Origin of the sequence: Bradyrhizobium sp. CCBAU 45394 (assembly GCF_028128655.1) — a bacterium.
In the GTDB taxonomy this organism is placed as follows: Bacteria; Pseudomonadota; Alphaproteobacteria; order Rhizobiales; family Xanthobacteraceae; genus Bradyrhizobium; species Bradyrhizobium diazoefficiens.
In genome coordinates this window covers 59791-77808 of record NZ_LBIX01000165.1, presented here as the reverse complement: position 1 = coordinate 77808, position 18018 = coordinate 59791, and the positions used below count along the sequence as shown (strand labels likewise).

23 protein-coding genes and 5 pseudogenes are annotated in these 18018 nt (G+C 61.0%); 13 read left to right on the top strand and 15 right to left on the bottom strand.

Annotated features, from left to right (window positions below):
- Position 1: 1 nt before the first annotated feature.
- On the bottom strand, positions 2–652 hold the full coding sequence (locus WN73_RS22590; RefSeq protein WP_271554866.1) for a hypothetical protein: 651 nt from the start codon (positions 650–652) through the stop codon (positions 2–4).
- Between the two features lie 189 nt (positions 653–841).
- Between WN73_RS22590 and WN73_RS22585 the strand changes: the two genes are divergently transcribed.
- Both WN73_RS22585 and WN73_RS22580 read left to right on the top strand, forming a co-directional pair.
- Complete coding sequence (locus WN73_RS22585) at positions 842–1573, top strand: Arm DNA-binding domain-containing protein (RefSeq protein ID WP_271554864.1); 732 nt, start codon at positions 842–844, stop codon at positions 1571–1573.
- A complete protein-coding gene (locus tag WN73_RS22580) occupies positions 1515–2102 on the top strand; it encodes a tyrosine-type recombinase/integrase (protein WP_271554863.1) in 588 nt (195 codons plus the stop codon). The genes WN73_RS22585 and WN73_RS22580 overlap by 59 nt, the downstream gene beginning before the upstream one ends.
- 65 nt (positions 2103–2167) lie before the next feature.
- Here WN73_RS22580 and WN73_RS22575 read toward each other — a convergent pair.
- From WN73_RS22575 to WN73_RS22565, 3 genes and pseudogenes are all read right to left on the bottom strand, one after another.
- Positions 2168–2448, bottom strand: a pseudogene (locus tag WN73_RS22575) (DUF7146 domain-containing protein); the annotation flags it as partial.
- A gap of 7 nt (positions 2449–2455) precedes the next feature.
- Positions 2456–2672 (bottom strand): annotated as a pseudogene (locus tag WN73_RS22570) (P-type conjugative transfer ATPase TrbB); the annotation flags it as partial.
- A gap of 188 nt (positions 2673–2860) precedes the next feature.
- A complete protein-coding gene (locus WN73_RS22565; RefSeq protein WP_271554862.1) occupies positions 2861–3331 on the bottom strand; it encodes a GNAT family N-acetyltransferase in 471 nt (156 codons plus the stop codon).
- Positions 3332–3667: 336 nt separating this feature from the next.
- Here WN73_RS22565 and WN73_RS22560 point away from each other — a divergent pair, with 336 nt between their 5' ends.
- Positions 3668–4861 (top strand): MFS transporter, encoded by a 1194-nt coding sequence (locus WN73_RS22560; RefSeq protein ID WP_271554861.1) that lies wholly within the window; start codon positions 3668–3670, stop codon positions 4859–4861.
- Positions 4862–4972: 111 nt separating this feature from the next.
- Here WN73_RS22560 and WN73_RS22555 read toward each other — a convergent pair whose 3' ends face one another.
- The 3 genes from WN73_RS22555 to WN73_RS44735 all read right to left on the bottom strand — a co-directional run bounded on the left by WN73_RS22555 (position 4973) and on the right by WN73_RS44735 (position 6639).
- On the bottom strand, positions 4973–5266 hold the full coding sequence (locus WN73_RS22555; protein ID WP_271554859.1) for a hypothetical protein: 294 nt from the start codon (positions 5264–5266) through the stop codon (positions 4973–4975).
- 763 nt (positions 5267–6029) lie between these two features.
- The gene (locus tag WN73_RS22550; protein WP_333937982.1) at positions 6030–6368 is read right to left on the bottom strand and encodes a DUF2130 domain-containing protein; all 339 of its coding nucleotides are present in this window, start codon (positions 6366–6368) and stop codon (positions 6030–6032) included.
- On the bottom strand, positions 6304–6639 hold the full coding sequence (locus WN73_RS44735; RefSeq protein WP_442870126.1) for a Fic family protein: 336 nt from the start codon (positions 6637–6639) through the stop codon (positions 6304–6306). The genes WN73_RS22550 and WN73_RS44735 overlap by 65 nt, the downstream gene beginning before the upstream one ends.
- Between WN73_RS44735 and WN73_RS22545 the strand changes: the two genes are divergently transcribed.
- The gene (locus WN73_RS22545; RefSeq protein WP_271554858.1) at positions 6520–6834 is read left to right on the top strand and encodes a hypothetical protein; all 315 of its coding nucleotides are present in this window, start codon (positions 6520–6522) and stop codon (positions 6832–6834) included. The genes WN73_RS44735 and WN73_RS22545 overlap by 120 nt on opposite strands.
- Positions 6835–6974: 140 nt before the next feature.
- On the opposite strand, the gene WN73_RS22540 is transcribed toward WN73_RS22545, so the two are convergent.
- On the bottom strand, positions 6975–7238 hold the full coding sequence (locus tag WN73_RS22540; RefSeq protein WP_271554857.1) for a hypothetical protein: 264 nt from the start codon (positions 7236–7238) through the stop codon (positions 6975–6977).
- Between the two features lie 866 nt (positions 7239–8104).
- On the opposite strand from WN73_RS22540, the gene WN73_RS22535 reads away from it, so the two are divergent.
- Positions 8105–8383 (top strand): DUF6894 family protein, encoded by a 279-nt coding sequence (locus WN73_RS22535; RefSeq protein ID WP_271554856.1) that lies wholly within the window; start codon positions 8105–8107, stop codon positions 8381–8383.
- 1254 nt (positions 8384–9637) lie between these two features.
- A complete protein-coding gene (locus tag WN73_RS22530) occupies positions 9638–9868 on the top strand; it encodes a hypothetical protein (protein WP_271554855.1) in 231 nt (76 codons plus the stop codon).
- Between the two features lie 66 nt (positions 9869–9934).
- Here WN73_RS22530 and WN73_RS22525 read toward each other — a convergent pair whose 3' ends face one another.
- On the bottom strand, positions 9935–10327 hold the full coding sequence (locus tag WN73_RS22525; protein WP_271554854.1) for a DUF2513 domain-containing protein: 393 nt from the start codon (positions 10325–10327) through the stop codon (positions 9935–9937).
- Positions 10328–10520: 193 nt separating this feature from the next.
- On the opposite strand from WN73_RS22525, the pseudogene WN73_RS22520 reads away from it, so the two are divergent.
- From WN73_RS22520 to WN73_RS22505, 4 genes and pseudogenes are all read left to right on the top strand, one after another.
- Positions 10521–10731: pseudogene (locus tag WN73_RS22520) on the top strand (response regulator); the annotation flags it as partial.
- Positions 10732–11291: 560 nt separating this feature from the next.
- Positions 11292–11501: a hypothetical protein gene (locus WN73_RS22515; protein WP_271554853.1), complete on the top strand. Its 210-nt coding sequence runs from the start codon at positions 11292–11294 to the stop codon at positions 11499–11501.
- 141 nt (positions 11502–11642) lie between these two features.
- On the top strand, positions 11643–12755 hold the full coding sequence (locus WN73_RS22510; RefSeq protein WP_271554852.1) for a glycosyltransferase family 4 protein: 1113 nt from the start codon (positions 11643–11645) through the stop codon (positions 12753–12755).
- 26 nt (positions 12756–12781) lie between these two features.
- A pseudogene (locus tag WN73_RS22505) lies at positions 12782–13332 on the top strand (extracellular catalytic domain type 1 short-chain-length polyhydroxyalkanoate depolymerase); the annotation flags it as partial.
- Between the two features lie 509 nt (positions 13333–13841).
- On the opposite strand, the gene WN73_RS22500 reads toward WN73_RS22505, so the two are convergent.
- The 4 genes from WN73_RS22500 to WN73_RS22485 all read right to left on the bottom strand — a co-directional run bounded on the left by WN73_RS22500 (position 13842) and on the right by WN73_RS22485 (position 14956).
- A complete protein-coding gene (locus WN73_RS22500; protein WP_271554851.1) occupies positions 13842–14198 on the bottom strand; it encodes a PRC-barrel domain-containing protein in 357 nt (118 codons plus the stop codon).
- 78 nt (positions 14199–14276) lie between these two features.
- A complete protein-coding gene (locus tag WN73_RS22495) occupies positions 14277–14450 on the bottom strand; it encodes a hypothetical protein (protein ID WP_271554850.1) in 174 nt (57 codons plus the stop codon).
- 41 nt (positions 14451–14491) lie between these two features.
- Positions 14492–14737 (bottom strand): hypothetical protein, encoded by a 246-nt coding sequence (locus WN73_RS22490; RefSeq protein ID WP_271554849.1) that lies wholly within the window; start codon positions 14735–14737, stop codon positions 14492–14494.
- A 3-nt stretch (positions 14738–14740) separates the two neighbouring features.
- Positions 14741–14956, bottom strand: coding sequence for a hypothetical protein (locus tag WN73_RS22485; RefSeq protein WP_271554848.1), 216 nt, complete (start codon positions 14954–14956; stop codon positions 14741–14743).
- A 145-nt stretch (positions 14957–15101) separates the two neighbouring features.
- Here WN73_RS22485 and ku point away from each other — a divergent pair, with 145 nt between their 5' ends.
- The 3 genes and pseudogenes from ku (at position 15102) to WN73_RS22470 (ending at position 16910) form a co-directional block, all read left to right on the top strand.
- The gene (gene ku / locus WN73_RS22480) at positions 15102–16028 is read left to right on the top strand and encodes a non-homologous end joining protein Ku (RefSeq protein WP_271554847.1); all 927 of its coding nucleotides are present in this window, start codon (positions 15102–15104) and stop codon (positions 16026–16028) included.
- A gap of 17 nt (positions 16029–16045) precedes the next feature.
- Positions 16046–16294 carry a hypothetical protein gene (locus WN73_RS22475; RefSeq protein WP_271554846.1) on the top strand — a complete coding sequence of 83 codons (249 nt, stop codon included), beginning with the start codon at positions 16046–16048 and terminating at the stop codon, positions 16292–16294.
- A 24-nt stretch (positions 16295–16318) separates the two neighbouring features.
- Positions 16319–16910 (top strand): annotated as a pseudogene (locus WN73_RS22470) (cell envelope biogenesis protein TolA).
- Between the two features lie 127 nt (positions 16911–17037).
- Here the strand turns inward: WN73_RS22470 and WN73_RS22465 are convergent.
- Positions 17038–17364: a hypothetical protein gene (locus WN73_RS22465; protein WP_271554845.1), complete on the bottom strand. Its 327-nt coding sequence runs from the start codon at positions 17362–17364 to the stop codon at positions 17038–17040.
- 81 nt (positions 17365–17445) lie between these two features.
- On the bottom strand, positions 17446–17937 hold the full coding sequence (locus tag WN73_RS22460; protein ID WP_271554844.1) for an Hsp20/alpha crystallin family protein: 492 nt from the start codon (positions 17935–17937) through the stop codon (positions 17446–17448).
- Positions 17938–18018: the final 81 nt, after the last annotated feature.

Below are 18018 nucleotides of genomic sequence, written 5' to 3'. Positions count from 1 at the left end.
CTCATCCTTTCGATTTGCTGGCCGGCGGGTTCACCACGGGTGCGGCGGGTGAGGCGACGGGAGCTGACGTGCGGGCGGTCGCGGCGGCATTCGAAGTTTTCACCAGGATCACGTTGGCACCAGACAGGGTGAAGAAAACCACAAGCACCCACATTGCGGCCTGTAGCGTGGCGACGCCCGGACTTAGCAGACGAAGCTTGTCCGCCACTTTTTCGGCGACGAGATAGGATTCCGCGATGTAACACTTTGCGTAGTATGCCCTCAGCTCTTCGCCCTTGTTGGTACCGAGACCGATGAACGCCTCGCCCCACGTCGGAGCGGTGACGTCCAGGATGCCTTTGTAGAAAAGCATGGACGGCGGCCGATCGACCTTCGATCCGGCTGTCCAGGTCTTGGGTATGTTGAACCGCGGCTTGACCGCGCTGAGGATAATCAACACGGAAACGGTCACCAGCAGCACGTAGGCAAAGAACGCGGCATAGGTCGCTATGGTCAATACCGAAAGACGGTCGGTGTCGACCGCGCCGAATCCGGGCCAGGGATAGTCGGTCGCGAACCTGGTGAAGACGGCGGCGACCGCGGCGCTCAAAAACGCCGCGATCGTCAGGAGACGCGAGGCCTTGCCGTCCTCATATTCGGTGAGCGCCTTCACTTCGGCGAGACTGGCCTTCGCTGCGTCCGTGGTGGGATTCCGCGTTTGTCCTCAATCGTTCGCTGCAGGCTTCTAACTAATTGTAAGATCTGCTATAATCGCGTCACTTGAAGTTCGCCGCCGTTCACGGACGTTCGCCGCTAACCGGTGCAATCCGTGTTCAATGGTGGGGCGGGCAGTGGGGCGGATATGGCCAAAAGACAGTTGCACAAGCTCTCCGCTCGGGAAGCAGAGACTATCATTGAGCCCGGGCGCCACAGTGACGGGGGTGGACTTTACCTCGCGATTGAGACGGGTGCGCACGCACGACGCCAATGGATTTTCTTGTACCGTGCGCGCGGCACCGGCAAGCGCCGCGAGATCGGGCTTGGCGCCGCCAAGGGCAAAGGCAGGGACGGCATCTCGCTGGCTGACGCCCGCCTCAAGGCCGCAGACACACGCAAGAGACTGGCCGAAGGCAAGGACCCGGCGGCGGAGCGGCGTGCCGAAATAGTCGCGGCTACGACGTTCGGAGAGTTCGCGGATGCCTTCCTTGTATCGATCAAGGCGGGCTTCAAAGGCAAGAACACGCTGGCCGATTGGACACGAGATCTAAAGGTCCGGTGCAAGCCGATCCGGGGCATCGAACTCGCCAACATCACGGTGAACGATGTGTTGGGGATCTTGTCGCCCATATGGATGACGATCAACCGCACGGCGCGCGAAACGCGAAGCCGGATTGAGCGCGTCCTTGACGCTGCGGAGGCCAGGGGGGTCGGTCCGGGACCCCGCCATGTGGAAAACCTTGAAGCCGCTGTTGCCGAAGTCGAAGCGGTCGAAACGCCATCACAAGGCTGCGCCTTACAAAGACGTCCCCGGCATCGTGCAGGCGCTGCAAGCCAACCACGAAGCGGCGGATACGGCGGTCAACCTCGCCGCTGAGTACATCATTCTAACCGCGGTACGGACCGGCGAAGCCCGACTGATGCGCGCGCGCGAGGTGGACTTCGCAGAGCGGCTTTGGACCATCCCAGCGGAACGGATGAAAACCGAAGACCATCCAGCAGGCAAAGATTTCGAGGTGCCGCTCTGCGACCGCGCTGTCGCGATCTTGAAAGCTGCCATCCCGAAGGACGCGGCACGCGACGCCTACGTGTTCGCCGGGCAATGGTCAAAGGACCATACGAAGCCGCTCGGTATGAATGCCGTGCTCCACGCCCTCAAAGCCGTCTATCCGGCGATGACAGCGCACGGGTGCCGATCTAGCTTCCGCGATTGGGCGGGTGACGAAACGCGTTTTGAACGCGAAATTGCGGAAATGGCATTGGCCCACAAGGTCGGCGACGAAACCGAGCAAGCGTATCGGCGTGGCAATGCGTTGAAGAAGCGACGGCAGTTGATGGATGCGTGGGGGCGATATGTCGCGCGCGGTTCTAGCGTGATCCGGCTTCCTGGCCGGCAGTCGGTATAGCCTCCTACGATGGCAGCGAGAGCAGCCGGCTTCGTCCTTTGGCTCCGGAGTCGCAACCTTCATTCAGCCGAGAGGGCTGCGACCATCGGCATGGTCGGCAGGACGCTGCGGAGCGACAGCATCGTCTCGATGCCCTCGCCGGCCGCCATGACGTCACCAGCTACGCCAAATCGAACGGCGTGACCAAGCAGGTCGCCCGTTGCCCGTTTTGGCGTCTCGATCCGTGCCTTGCCTAGCGTCGTCTAGTGGAAGCCGTCGGGGTCAAGCCAGGTGCGATGCGCGCCGGTCAGGTGGCGTTCAGATCGGTGACAGCGGCGATCATCGCCGGCCAGGTCTCGGTCGGGCTGCGCCTGATGCGCGAGCGGGCGCACGATCCGTTCGCCATCGGCGGCGGACATGGTTCGTCCGCTGTCCTCCAGGCCGCTCGATTCAGGGCCGACCGTCGGGGTTGAGCATCACCTCGACAATCGCGGGGTCTTCGAGGACGGTCGCTATCGCGGGGCCGAGCGCGGTGCGCAGCACCCGCGCGCCACGCGAGAAGGCTTCCGAATGAAGTGAAGTGCCCGCCACGATCGTCACCCGTCGACAACCAATCGCAACAAGCGATCGGCGACGGGGATGGATAGAAAAGGCAGGAAACGGGTTAGTTCAACAAGTATTCAGCGGTCGTAGGAGGCCGCCGTAGAGGAGAGAAAAAATACTTGTGAGGGCGTGAATGCGACTCGCTCAATATCTAACCGTACCAAGAGTATCGAAGTTCACAATTCCATATGCACTATCTCGATAGGCTCGCCGCCGAGACCGTGAGAGAAGTAGCCCCTACCAATGCTTCTAAAACCATGCTTTTGGTAGAAGCCTTCGGCATTGATCGTCGCTTCGAGCCTCACTGGACCGTCATGGCCTAACCGTGCTTGGGCAATCCCGATCTCGAGGAGCCGCCGACCCAGTCCGGCGCCAGCGGCGTCCGGCAAGATAAATAGGCGTGTTACTTCGCCGGCCTCTGCATCGACAAATCCGACCACGACGCGGCCGCGCAGACACACGGTCATTCGCCCCTTGGCGATGAGCTCTTCGTAAAATGCCGGTGTACGCTCGCCCATCCAATTCTCGATTTGATTGCGAGAGTAGGATGCGCGGGCAAGGCCGTCGATCGACGCCTTGGTGACGTTGAAAACCGCCTCCGCGTCCTCGCGGCGAGCGACCCTAAAGGTAACATCTTCGATCGTCATGAGAGGTGGACTCCAGATGCTTCTGCCTAGTTCGGATTGCGAGTTTGCCGGAGTTTTGATCAACAGTGCTCGGCGGAATGCGGCACTCGCCCAGCAAATTCTTATGACTGTGAAAGCGCACCACGGCATGTTCCCTCTTTCTTCCGGCTCTTAGCGGATTTTTTGCTCGGGTCCACGCAGGTTTCCTGCAGATTTCGACCAAGATGCGCGCCGATTCCCGGCAGACCCGAGGACATTGCAAATGTCAGATGCAAAACTGTCGCTTGAAGCAGCAGATTTGCCAGATCACAAGGAGACGACGATGCCAACTACGATCTCTCATGAAGCAGATTCAGCGTGAAGGATTTGGAAAGACCACTGTTCATAGCGCTTTCGTCGGCTTCTTTCTTCATCGTTGGTGTCGGTATTGTTCTGCCTGGCTGGATAGCTTTCCACGTTGGTGGTTCTGGACTGGTTGGACTGGTGTTACTTTCATCCAGCGTCGCCGGCTTGCTGCTCGCGCCGGTTGCTGGCCACCTGACCGATCGACATGATCGGGCACAGGTCGCGGCGGTGGGGCAAACGATCCGAGCGTTTGGACTGGCCCTTCTCGCACCCATGGGATTTGTGGCAGAATCTCTATCACCAGTGCTTCTAATCACCTCAAGCGTATTGGGAGCCTTCGGCTTCGCACTCCTGTCGGGATCACTGAGCGGCATTTTGCAGGCAATCGTCCCCGAAGCCCAGCGCATGGGGTTCGCTCTTCGACTTTCCCTTTTTAATCAGCTGGGAATAGCGGTTGGGACGGGTGTTGCGGGGCTTGCCATTGACAGACTCGGCAGTCTCACGTCCGCATTGACGTTTGCGGCGGCAGCCCTAGCATGTCTTCCTGTGCTGAAGCTGATCACAGCCCAGGCCCGCCACATCCGATCGTCTCAACGGCTTAGCTTGCTTCCTGCTTCACGGCAGGCTCTCAGCTATTTTCTCAGCAGCCCTCAAGCCCTCTCAGCGGCGGTGACGGTGGGACTGGCATTTGCCGTGATCCAGATTACCAACCTTCTCCTTCCAGGTTTTGTGATCCGATCGCTCGGCGGTGACAGCGGCCTGTTTGGCTTCCTCGAAATGGCTGCCGCGATCACTGGAATGGTCGCATTGGCGGTGGTGAGCTTCCCGTCCATAGCGAAACGCCTGCAAGGTCTCACACCTGCAATCCAGGCTACCGCTGGCGCATCGCTGTTCTTGTTCTCCCTCACGCGAGATCGAGCTGTCGCCATCGTTCTCTATTGTATGGCCGGCATGCTCTGGAACGTGTCGCGTGCGGCGGCCAACGGCCACCTTTTGACTGTTGTTGACTCTCGCATGATTGGCCGTGTGCAGGCGTTCACGACCTTGCTTACAGGCGGCTTCGGACTTGCGATATATCTCCTCCCGACAATTGTACCGGAAGCCTCCGAGGCGACGCTTTACAGGGCATGTGGCGTGTTTATCGTGGTCTGCGTCGTTGGGTTATCATTTTGGACCAAGGTTCGGCAACGGTTGCGGAAATCCTGAACTCGCGATCAATTTGACTGCGTCAGCAGGGCGCCATTGGAGTCTGGCTGGTTTAACCTTAGTCCAACAGAGTGCAGTGGCCGTGATCAACTGATCGGCATACGGCGTCCACTAGTCAAAGAAGGCAGGCTTCTGCGCATCTGCAACGAACGCGAATGCCGCTTCGATGTCGCTTTCCAATGCTCTGGCGTGCGATAGTGAGCCATCATCCTTAGTCGCGGAGAAGATTTGACCTGATCTTACAATCCAATCATAGCCGAACACGCGACAGCGGCCCACGCCTTGCTGTTCGAAGGCTTCCTTGATCCTGATTTCGCTTGCGCCTGAGACGGCATGATTTGTGAGGATGATGTAGTCGGCTGCCAACCGCCGCTTAGCGAGCTTTCTTGCCTTCTCCCAGTTCATCACTGAGAACGCTCAACGTCAGATTTGACGGCTTCGACGTGAATTGGATGGTAGACGCACCTGCAGCCGGATCGTCTCCGTCCCATCGGCCGATAAGGGCGCCGTCGCGCCCTGAGTCATTGCCAGGCAGAAAATTCTGAACAGGACGACGGAGGCATTCTTCGGCAAGGGCAATGCAAAGGTCCTGAAATGCTTTCCAACCGAGAAGATGGAGAGGATATGTCATTGCTCGCAAATCCGATTGCTACGCCATTACAAAGTCAGTCTTGTCGTTCGACCTACGGTGCTCTCGTTGCGATGTCGGCAAGGAGCCGATACCGAAAGGTACGCTTAGACCCCACGAAACGAGACCCGACCGATCGGCCAGGTCTCGCTACGCAGCACTCTCACCGGCGACGTATCTCCGGCATCATCAAACCAATCTGAGCCGTGCCCAAATTGTTAAAAACCGAAGTCAAGTTGTCCCGGAAGGGACCGGAAGTGGGAGCAGACGTGCTCCAACTTGCCAAAACGCCAGCGCAAGTAGGCGTTGACGTAAACGGACTTCGGCCGGCCGCCATGGTTTGCCATGACCGCCTCCCTTTCTGCTTGGGCGGGTTACAGCCCGCCGGCTCGGACTCGCGTAACGCCGAGTCCCCGCGGAGGGAGCCCGGCCGTTAGGCCGGCTGCAGAGGGGTTGCCGGTGACGATACTGGGTATTTTATCCTGATTCGCATTTGCGCACCTCCAGGCCCAAAAGGCTTTGGACGGCGATTCCCTGGGATTACTGTGCCGCAGCGCCAGGTGCAGGACCGTCAAGGAGTGGCGTGTCAAGGCTTTCTATTTCAGGCATGGCCTTGCCCGCGATGCCTTGCAAGTCCCCATACATTCCGATCGTGGACTCAATGACACTCGTCAATTGGCTTTCGCGCTTCGCCCATACGCGCGTCATGAATTTGCGCTCTTTTTCCAGATCCTCACGCATGTCGTTGAAGCGCTCAACGATAGCCTCGAGACGCTGCCGGAATCTTTTTCCGGTCAGATATTGATAAACCTCCTCAGCCTTGCTGAGTTGACCCTGCTGCATGGTACGAGCACTGTTGACTGCGACAAGTGACTGCATGGCGACCCAAATACCGTCCACAAAATCGAAAGTTCGTTGTCCTTTGGAAGAGCGTTCGAGATGACCAACGCAATGTCGGCCCCGCAGCGTCTCTGATCATCGCGCAACTTGGGAAGCCGGCATGTTCACCAACCATTGACATGAAAACCGATTGGGTACGGCCATTGCCCTCCCGGAATGGATGGATAGCGTTGAGCACGGCGAGGAATCTCGCGGCCTGATTGACGGACTGCTCACCGTTTTCGGCCGTGAGCGACTGTCCGAGCGTCACGAGCAGCAGGTCCATTTCTCCCTCAATATACTCTGGATAGCAGAAGGACGCGCGAGGCGTGACTTTGAGCGGTTGCGCAACTGCAAGCACGTCGAGATCAGATATATTCACTCGACCTCATGGTTCTGCCCAGTCGAAATCCGAGCCGAACAGCGCTGCTGCTGCGTCGTAGAGCGCGACGGAATTGACGGTTGACTGCATGGCGTACTAAGCGCGCCATGCCTCGATCGCCGACGCATGGCCTCGCAGCGGTTGCGACGGGGCCCGGCAATCGAACACCTCCAGCTTGGGCGCCTCCCGCTTCGTGCCGCTCGCGGTAATATTCCGATCGACTGTCATTTCTCTGCCTTCGCCGTCGTTGTTGGTCCACCAGACCCTATGCGCTCGCTACCAGCCTGCCAGTCCGCGCCGTGGCGGCGGATCATTTCGCGGTGGGACCGATTGATGAAGGCGCGCTCGACGCAAAAGCCGGCGGTGACTGAAGCGGCTACCGCAAGGCCGCAGGCAACGTAGTCATCCAGTAAATTCCAAATTATGTTGCTGCCGGCGAGTACGACAAAAGTGAGTGCCATGACGGTGTTGCGAAATGCCTTAACCATGCTTGTTCCCCCAGCCGATCGGCGAAGGATGTTAACATTGCAATCAGGACGATCAGCGGCGTTTGACGGGCGTGATCCGCCGTATTTCTGCTAGACCAGCTTGTGCTCGGGCGCGATGTCGCGCGCGGCTATCCGAAGCTCGGCCGTTCATGCCGAATCTGGCCACGGCTCGCAACGTCCGCAAGGCTCGTCGAGCTATGCTGAGGTGTTTCCAGCCGTCGGACTCATATTCATAGCTCGCTCAGCGAGGACCAAGATTGCAGACCGAACTCGCTTGCGTTGGCCGCTAGAGGAACTGCGACGAGCGCGGCTCAGATATCTTCGCAAGCTGGGGGCGCAAGACAATGAAACGTCCACATCCGGTGCGTTCGGATAAGCTCAGGGAATTGGCGCACAATGCCAGACCCAGAGGCCAAGCTCTCCGCAAAACGCAGCGGCTCAGGCGTCCTGCCCTATAATCCTTTGCGTCTTCTTCGCCGCGAGACGGCGAGCGTGCCCATGATCACGCTGAAAAAATGCATCTACTCATAGTAACAGCAGGAATAGTGCGCTCGATTCAAATAGTAATGTATGCATTGGCCGGTTAAGCGGTGACGGCAGCGAGTGCTGCTCTCATTCTGTGATAGAGAGCGTTGCATGCCCAATCACGACCTTGTCTCGGGAAGTCTCCTGGCACTGACTGCGGCTGGCATCGCGCTGCTTTGCACGAGCCTAATCGCCTTTGCCTTGATCTAAAGCCAACATACTGGCTGCCTTTCACGCACCGCAGGCAATGATTGACGCTGATGCAGCAGAACCTCAAGGGCCCAGGCAGATCATCTGGAACTACAAGAGTTGTTCGATGGTCGCCGCGTGAGTCGGTTGCGATGAAGAGATACTATTTTGATATCCGCGACGGCAACCAATTCATCCGTGACGATGAAGGTCTAGAACTGCCGGACATCGAGTCTGCGCGGCAGGAGGCGACCGCTGCGCTCTCGGAGATAGCTCGCGAATGGGGCAGAGGCAGGCCGCAGCATCGCATGGCAGTTGAAGTTCGCGATGATCGTGGCCCTATCTTGGAGGCAAGATTTAGCTTCGTGATCGAACAGAGCGACGCGACAGGCCTAGGTCAGGATCGAAATGCAATTTCGAACGCCGATTGACAGCCGAATTCGCGGATCTATGAGCGCGTTCGTGCAACCAGGCCCGTGGCAGAGTTCAGACTTGCGGGCAGCCAGCCGGAGGTCCGGCTAAGCCCGGCTCTGTCTAGCGGATTGCAAGTGTCACATTGGCACCTGTGACGCAGAACTAAATCAACCCGATGCGGAGCAGACAGTAGAGAAAGACATCGGTCATATGCACACGCCGCCGCGCCGAAGTCACAGATGCCGCCACTGTCGCCCGTTTCGTTTACACTCTCCTCAACGAACTCTCCGGCAGGAGGGCCCGATATCGAAATCGTCATGCAAAACGCAAGCGTTGGCGGTGAAGCATGACGTCGCCTCGTCAGGCGCGATGCCGTCGTTGGAGGAGAGCGACGACAAAGTGGCTTAGTAGGTCACTTCAGACATCTGCCTCATCCCTGCGTTTACGCGCCGGCGGAAGCCGGCCGTCCGCATAGGCGACAAGCCTCCCACAGGATCAAACGGACGCTTTGTCGAGACGACGGAGTTTCGGCGCGAAAGGCGTCGAACGAAAGCGTCGGGGCAGCGTAAAGTTCTCGCAATGTTTAATCGTCAGCGCCACTCTGGGCGGAATTGAACGAAACTCCAGGCTAACCTGCTGAAATCCTGCAGTACGAGGCTGCTGAACGAACGATCATAGCGAGCGAATCGCGCTAATACCTTCACCGCCCTGATCGTCTCTGCCAGGCGCGTGGCAATGATTTCGGGAAGCCGACGCAAGACCATGAGTCCAAAGTTCCCCTTGAGTCATCTGGGCCGGTTATAATGCGCGAGCAACGAATCCCATTCCGGATTTTATATAACGGCCAGAGCTTCATCTGCTCTCGTACCGTGACTGGCATCAGAAAGCTGCGTCAGACGATTACTGTCCCTGGCTTTGGTGTCGAGGTGGACTTGGCCGTTTATAGCCAGCACAACGCTCATCCTATCTCGAGCATGGAGAGCGCAGCCATCCTTATCGCCACCCAGATGGTCGCGCGCGCCAGCCGTGCTCGTATTACGCGGCGCCGCGCCGCACGCTCATAGTTGTGCGCTGTTTCCCAGGGAAGTACGACGAGTCGAATACGAGTTCCTCCTATTGGAGGGAGGCATCCGGCTCCCGGACCGGGCTCTACTCCCTGCGGGGCCCTAGCCAACCGTGAAGCTCTTCAGAGCGCTGTTTGTTGCATTCCCGTAGGACCAGCGTCGAGGAAACCGGGTGCCGCGGGCCTCTCTTCGTGCGCGGTGTTTGGGTTGACCGTTGGAGAATTCGGCCAAGAGCATGTCGTCTGTCGTTCCGATCCAATCGAGGACGATCAAACTTCAAATGCCGCGCACGCGATTGCAGATTATTCCGTTCACCCTTCGAGCCGCCAGAAGAACATCGCGAAAAGGCTCAAGCTGAAGGCGATCGCGCGGGGCTGCCTGCATCCTCCTCAGGAAGAGGCGCTGAACGCGCCTACTGAAAACTCCGCAACGGCTTAGCAACTTGCGAAAGCCGCCTTGGGAGTTGCTCGCGGTACGGGCGACTCGCGGACTCCCATGCAGGCGTCAGAGTTTGATCCCAGTGCGATCTTCGATTTGCTTCTTTATGAAGCCCTTTCCCAGTTCCTTTACAATTTCGAAGGTCCAAGAACCAATCCCGTCTGTCGCGTCTTTCGTCTTTTCCCAGACACTTTCGCTGCGAATTGAATCGAGGAAATCGTGGCCCTCCCAGCTCAGGCCATTGAACTTGATGCGATCGTCCAATCCGTTTGTTCCGGCATGGCGAAACATGCCCGCCTCCTGTAGCAACTTCAGCTGATAATTGATTTCTTGGATGCTTTCGCCCGGCTCCGACATGCCGTCGGTAGATCCGTCAACAAGAATGATCTGGTTTGGTCGCATTTGGAGGGATTCCAAGCGCAACAAAATCTTGCGTATCAATTCCATGTTTCTTTTCATGCTGTCCTTCCCTTTTTCGCCTGCATGATCGCAACCGAAACCCCGATTTTACATCCGGCAAACTACGGTGGGGCGCGCGCATTCCTGGGACATGTCCAGCCTGTCCTGCTCAGCCCGCGCGAGGGCCTTGGCCTGTTCCTGCGCCGTGGCGCTATCCATGACCTCCCGCCGCATGCGTCGCCCTGGCGGGTCGTCCGCGCTGCTGACGGATGTCAACCTAGGTCATGGCATTAGCGGATGGGAGTTGGCGCGGCAGAAGAGGGAAATCACACCTAGCTTTCCCGTGGTCTACATGACGAGCGCCAGCGCGCCAGACTGGAAATCGCAGCCTCCTGATTGAGAAGCCCTTTGCGCCGGCGCAATTGGCTTCCGCCGTCTCGCAGCTACTTGCTACCGGGACTAGCCCGTTCGCTGTGGCGTGCTACGCGTTTTCTCTTGAGCAGCGGCTCCGTGCGGAACTAAGCTGGTCGCGGCAGGAAAATTCAGATGTCCGAGCTGCACCTGATCCGGAAGCGGTGTCCGCACTGCGGGAAGGCGATGAAGCTTGTCCCCGACGAGACGGGGCGGCACGTCGAGCGATACGTCTGCCCCGCCTGCGAGGGGGATCCGCTGCACACCACTGCCGCCCAAAAATGGGCGGACAGTCCGCTGCGCCCGCCGGCTAAGTAGCTTCCGAAGAATTGGCGCCGATTCCGGTTGTCCATCCGTCTTCCATTCAGGGGTCCCATCCAGCCTGCGGTGGCCCAGGCGCCTTCCGGTCAGAAGTGAGGCCATGGCCCACTAGGGGCAGGCCGCCGGGTCGATGCCTCAGCTTTCGGCTTCGTTGCCAGTCTGGCTTCTTCGCCGACGGCCGACGTTGTGCATCTCGTGAGGACTGACTCGGCTTCGACGGGGACCCGATTTTTCGGGAAAAAGTAGAAACTTCATCTCCCGAGGCGAGTTGGCTTCCGACGAGGAGCCAAACATGGTCGACGACGTCCCGTTACGCACGGCGGTACATACGGTCTGGTCCCTCTACCTGGCGAAGCACCGCGACGTCGATGCTGCAGACACCCGCCGCTGCCTGCTGGAGCGTCATCTGCAAGGGAGATGGGAAGCGCGTGTGAGCGATGCCGAAGAACTCACGGGATTCGGCCTGGCTTACCTTGAGCGCCTTCCCGAAGACGAATGTTGAGGCTGATGGAAGGGCTCGTCAGGCGAGTTGCGGTCGACAGCGCCAGGCCGGATTGGACGTTGCTGGCCGTCTCAGAACTCGCCTCCGCGGCCGTCGTGCTGCTCTTCCGCTCGATGTTTTCGGTCTAGAGGGGCGGCATCGATGCGCATCGCTCAACTTGCTCCCCTGGCCGAAAGCGTCCCGCCCAAGCTCTACGGCGGCACGGAGCGGGTCGTGGCGTGGCTGGTGGATGAGCTGGTCGAGCTCGGCCACGACGTCACGCTGTTCGCGAGCGGCGACTCCCGGACGAAAGGCGAGCTTCATACCGTGTGGCCGCGCGCACTGCGTCTCGGACGGAAGGGCGCCGACCCAAATGCCGCCTGCGCCGTGCTGCTGGAGGCGATTGCCAGGCGCGCCAGAGACTTCGACGTGATCCACGCGCACATCGACTGGCTGCCCCTTCCGCTGCTCAGTCGGCTCGGCGTGCCCTTCGTGACCACCATGCATGGCCGGCTCGACCTGCCGGGCCTTTCCGAGGTGTTGCGGCAGTTTCCCGGCGCAGGCTTCGTGTCGATATCGGACCATCAGCGTCTGCCATTGCCGGAGGCGAATTGGATCGCCACGATCCAGCACGGACTGCCATCGAACAACTTTCGCCCGTCTTTCGATCAAGGATCCTATCTGGCGTTCCTCGGCCGCCTGACCGCGGAAAAGGGGCCCCAGGACGCCATCCGCATCGCGCGCGCCGCCGGAATGCCCTTGCGCATCGCCGCCAAGATTCCGCGCGGCGAGACCGTCTTCTTCAAGAAGCAACTTGAGCCCCACATCGACGGTCGGGCGGTCCAGCTCGTCGGCGAGGTGGACGAGGCGAAGAAGCAACCGTTCCTCGCCGAGGCCGCGGCCCTGCTGTTTCCGATCGATTGGCCGGAGCCCTTCGGCCTCGTCATGATCGAGGCGATGGCCTGTGGGACGCCAGTGATCGCCTACCGCTCCGGCTCCGTGCCCGAGGTCGTCGAGGACGGCGTGACGGGCTTCATCGTCGAGAACGAGGAGCAGGCTGTCAGAGCCGTGGGCGATCTGGGCCGGCTCAACAGACGAAAAGTACGCGCCCGCTTCGAGGAGCGCTTCTCCGCGGACCGAATGGCGCGCGAGTATGAAAGCGCGTACCGCGGATTGATGGCCGCCGCCGGGTCCTCGGCTGTGGCATTCGCGGCGCCACACGCTGAACGTCGGCGCGAAACGGGGCCGGCCGACGAACTGCCGGCGTCCAGCTAACCGACTTTCCGCTGCCCCTTGAAAATGGCTCCCGGACATCCATCATGCGGGACTATCCGATCGATCCGAAGCGGGTCAACGTCGCAGGCCTGTCGGCGGGAGGGGGGCCGCCGCCATCATCGCAGCGACCCACGCCGATCTCTACGCGGCCGTCGGGATCCATTCCGGCCTCGCCTGCGGGGCGGCAAGCAAACTTCCCTCCGCGCTCGTCGCGATGCGGCAGGGCGGCGGGTTTAAAATTGCCGATGGCGGACCGCCAGTGCCGACCATCGTTTTCCATGGCGATCGCGACATCACGGTGCATCCGAACAACGGCGACCGGATTGTCGAGCAGTCCGTCAAGGCGGCAGGTTTGAAAGCGAAGGTGAGCGACGGACGAGTGCCCCATGGGCACGCCTACACCCGCACGAACCTGACCGATGCGAGAGGGCGGGCCATCTCCGAGTATTGGAATGTTCACGGCTCCGGCAACGCCTGGTCGGAAGGCAGTCCCGCCGGCTCCTACACCGATCCGCGGGGGCCGGACGCGACAAGGGAGATGCTGCGCTTCTTCCTTGAGCATTCGCTCCCGGGTTAGTCGGGCTTCGCAACGCGATCCGGTCCTCGGGCACGTCGCCGAATTTCCGGATCAGCTTGGCGTCGCCGACGTCGCCGCTCGCGGGGATTCCCGCTGCGGCGGATGGCGGCGCCTACGCCGGATTCGAAGCTACCCGCCTAACGGCCCTGACGATGTCCTCCACACGATAGGGCTTCTGCAACGTCTGACGTCGGGCACCGGACGGGGCGCGACGGGCGAGAAACCGGTCGCATAGATCACCGGGAGTCCGGGATCGGCGATCTGCCATGGTCGATGTCTCCGGGCAGCTTGACGTCTGTGATGAGAACGTCGGCGGCGTGCCGCCCGCACCATGCCAACGCCTCTTCGCCATTGGCCGCATGGAAGACAACCTTCCTCTCGCAGAGCCTCCACCAACTCGCGGATGAGAGGGTCGTCCTCGCCGAGGAGTATTCGCACCGCCGACACCTCAAATTCCTGATAGGTAGCGCTTCTGTCGACGGCCGACACCTTTCCCGTCGCGGCAAGCGTCAGAACCCGGAATAATAATCGTTTACTGCTCTCGCTCGTCCTGGGTCATCCCAATCCCAGGCATTGTCGTTGCCATACTTCGGCGCACCCTGGAGCTTGTCCGCGGTGAGATTCGTTCGGTACCCGCCAAGGCCCGTGTCGTACTTCAACGACTGCCATGGCAGCGGGTAGTGATCGTCTCCGATGCCCAGGAAGCCGCCGAAGCCGAGAACCGCGTACGATACTTGGCCGCTGACCTTGTCGATCATCACGCGCTCGATCGAGCCGATCTTCTGGGCGTCGGTGCCATAGACGGCGGTACCTTCGACCTTGTCGCTACCGATCAGCGTTCCTGTCTCACGCCTTTCCGTTTCCATCGTTATTCTCCTCCTAGAAACGTTGATGCAGGACAACTGAGATCGGCAGGTGTGCTCGTTCCTCCGCTTTCTCGCTCGCTAAGACCGGCCGGTAAGAGAGGCGCCGGAATTGCGGAGCGCCTCGCGCTCCTCGCAGAGGTCGTCGACCTTCGCTCTCATCCGCGACAGCAGAAGCTCCGCGGCCGCCGTCGGAACGCCGGCTCGCTGCAGCATCCGGATCTCGCGCTCCTGGGCGCGGAGCTGGCTGCGCATGCGGGTAATTTCGTTGCGCACCCAATTGAGCTTCGCGGTTCTCACAACGCGTTCAGGTCCTCGGGCGCGTCGCCGAATTTCCGGATCAGCTTGGCCTCGCCGAACTCGCCGGTCGCCGGATCCCCGCTGCGGCTGAACGCGATCGCGCCGGCGCAGCCGGGCTTGCGCGAGAGCGCCTCCGCCCGCATGACGGCCGCATTGGCGCTCAGGCACTCCACCGCTTCGCCGGCCGCTACCCCGTCGTCTGCCAGGACGAAGGGAAGCGCGACGTAGTAGGTGACGTCCATCGGTCACTCCTTGCGATCGCGCGATCGATCGAACCGGCCTCGCGCGTAGCCGGTGGACACCTTGGGCCGGAGCTCGTCGAGCTGCCGCTCCAGGAAGTCGTTCGCGACCAGGAGCGCCTTGACCGTCTCCCTTGCGTCGCCGCCGCAGACCGCGATCGCCTGGTCTGCAGCGAGGTCCAGGTCGGCGACTTCGGGTGTGGTTTCGGGGGCTGCGGACATGGCCCATTGTTCTCTGTTTGTTCGTGTTGAGTCAAGGCGCAGGCGGCCGCGGAGGGCATCGTCGGAAGATCGTATGGACGTGTCGGAACCTGGCCCACATGATCGTCTTGAATCCAGGCCGCTACGTATCCGGAGTTTGAGTGCTATGGCCCCCCGAGCGAACTGGAAGGGTTTCTTGCGTCTGTCCCTCGTCACCTGTCCGGTTGCGCTTTATCCGGCCACCTCGGAGAGCGAGAAGATCAGCTTCAATCAGCTCAACCGGGCGACTGGCCACCGGATCAAATACCTCAAGGTCGACGCCGACACCGGCGAGGAAGTCCCGAACGAGGACATCGTCAAAGGCTACAAGGTCGACACCGACACTTTCATTGAGGTGACCAAGGAAGAGCTTGAGAACGTCGCCCTGGAATCGACCCGGACAATCGAGATCGACGAGTTCGTCGATCGCAGCGACATCGACCCGCGGTACCTGATCCGCCCCTACTACCTGCGTCCGGACGGCAAGGTCGGCCATGACGCCTTCGCCGTGATCCGGGAGACCATCCGCGAGATGGACAAGGTCGCGATCGGGCGGGTGGTGCTGACCAACCGAGAGCACATCATCGCGCTCGAGCCTCTCGACAAGGGGCTCGTCGGCACATTGCTGCGCTATCCATACGAAGTGCGATCGGAGCAGGAGTATTTCGAGGACATCCAGCAGGTGAAGCTGACCAAGGACATGCTCGACCTCGCCAAGCACATCGTCAACCAGAAGGCCGGGCGCTTCGAGCCCGAGAAGTTCGAGGACCACTACGAAACCGCGCTGATCGAGCTCATCAACCAGAAGCGGAGCGGCAAGCCGATCACGCCGAAGGAGCGGCCAGCCACGGGCAACGTCGTCGACCTGATGGAGGCGCTGCGGCGGAGCGTCGGCGGCGCATCCGGCGAGACCGCTCCGAAGAAGCCCGCGAAGAAGGCTAGGAAGGCGGCGGCCGGGCAGAAGGAAATGCTGATGCCGATCGCCGGCAAGAAGCCGGCAAAGGAGACGGCGGCGAAGAAGCCGACAGCCAGGCCGCAGCGCAAGTCCGCCTGATGCCAAAGGAGAACCGCATGAACATGAAAGAAGCCTCGGCAATGACGGAAGCCTCCGGGCTGACCAACGAGCAGGGTGGCATCGAGCAGGCTTCTGAAGCCAGGCCGAGCAGCCGGGCGCAGCCGCGAGAATTTCGGAGGCACTCACCCCAATCGGACATGGCGATGCGCTGGGCCGAACAGTTGCGCGAGGTGACCGTGACGGCTCCGTTGCAATCGCTCTTCGTCGCGTTCCTGCTCGGGTACTGGGTTGCGCGCCGGCGCTAGGAGATCTGCGGGCCGGGCAGCTCCATGGCAAGGAAGCTCAAGACATTTCGCACCTCGCTGGGCTTCTACGACCTGGCGATCGCGGCGCCGTCGATGAAGGCGGCGCTGGAGGCGTGGGGTGCCGGCAGCAATCTCTTCCATCAGGGCGCCGCCAAGGAGACGGACGATCCGGACATAGTCGTCGCGACGATGTCGAAGCCGGGCGTGGTTTTCAAGCGTCCCGCCGGATCGAACGGACGCTTCGCCGAGCACTCCGATCTCCCGTCCAACCTAAGATCCGGCGAGAACGGGGGTCGGCGAGAGAGACGCCGCCCGAAGCCAGCGAGGCGAACCGCTCCGAAGATCAGCGAACCAGCGGCCCGAAAGGCCGCGGCCGATTTCGAGAAGGAGCAGAAGCGGCGCGATGCCGAGCGCCTGCGAGAAGAGTCCGCCATGGCCAAGGAGCGCGAGCGGCGGGAGAAGGCGGTCGCGAAGGCTCAGGCCGCGCCACGACGCCAAGGCGAGCGCCATCGAAGCGGAACGCGCGGCTTTCGAAAAGCGAGCTGAGGACGAGGAAATCCGCTGGGAGAAGCGGAAGGAAAAACTCGAGGCCGACCTGCGTCGGGCGCGGGATTAGTCAGAGTGTCGCCTACGCGCGCTGCGCGGGCCGGTCTCCAACTCGCTCATGAAAGCAATGAACGGAACGGCCCACGCCGCCGAAGCATGCCCGAGCAGAACCATCGCCACGATAGCCTGCGTGAGCATCATGCTGACCTCCGTAAGGCGGCGGCCCAGGGCCGCCGCAGCCGCATCGGCACGCCCCCGGGGGGCGGCGGGTCGTCGTCGCCGTCGAGCCGCCGCAGCGCCGCGAGGATGTCGGCGAGCCGGATTGTGTGGCCCATGCCGGGAATCTCGCGAAGCGCGGGACGGGATTCGACGGCGAACATGTCGGACGCCCAAGACGACAGGATGATCCGCTTCTCCGGTGCGGAGAGCTCCTTGTCGTTCAGGACGTCCTCCGGAGACGCATAGTGCGCGGCCGGATGGAAGAATGGATTGAGATTGCCGGTGTTCGTGTTGGCATTGGTCATCGGTTGGCTCCCTTTACGCTCCTTTCCTCGGGACGGTTTTCGGTAGGTTCGGGCGGCGGAGACCGCCGCCCGTGATCGTCTTTACTGCGAGTTGATCGCGATGCGCTTGACGCCCGCGCGCGGGTTCTCGGACTTGGGGACCGAGATCGTCAGGACGCCGTTCTTGAACGAGGCCTGGGCCTTGTCGTCCGCGACGTCCTCGAGCGCGATCTGCCGCTGGAACGAGCCGTAGTAGCGCTCGGTGAAGTATCTGCCTTCGTCCTTGTGTTCGCTCTTCTTCTCGCCGCGGATGGTCAGCACTCCATTCGCGATTTCGATCTGGACGTCGTTCTCCGTCATGCCGGGAAGGTCGGCCGAGATCGTCAGCGCCTTGTCGGTCTCACTGAGCTCGATCTTTGGCCAACCGAATTGCCCTTCCATGAGCGGCGACAGGCTGGTGGCGCCGAAGCCGCGGAAGACATCGTCGAACAGCCGGTTCATTTCGCGATGCAGCGTCATGAACGGATCGTGGCTGCCGCGCGTCGGCGCGAGCTCCTGGTTTCTGGTCCAGGGAATGAGATCACGAACTGCCATGGTTTTTCTCCTTCGTTGCGTGGGCCAGGGAGCGCGGCCGCGCTTGCGCGTGCCGCGTTCCGCCGTCGAACCTCGATCAGG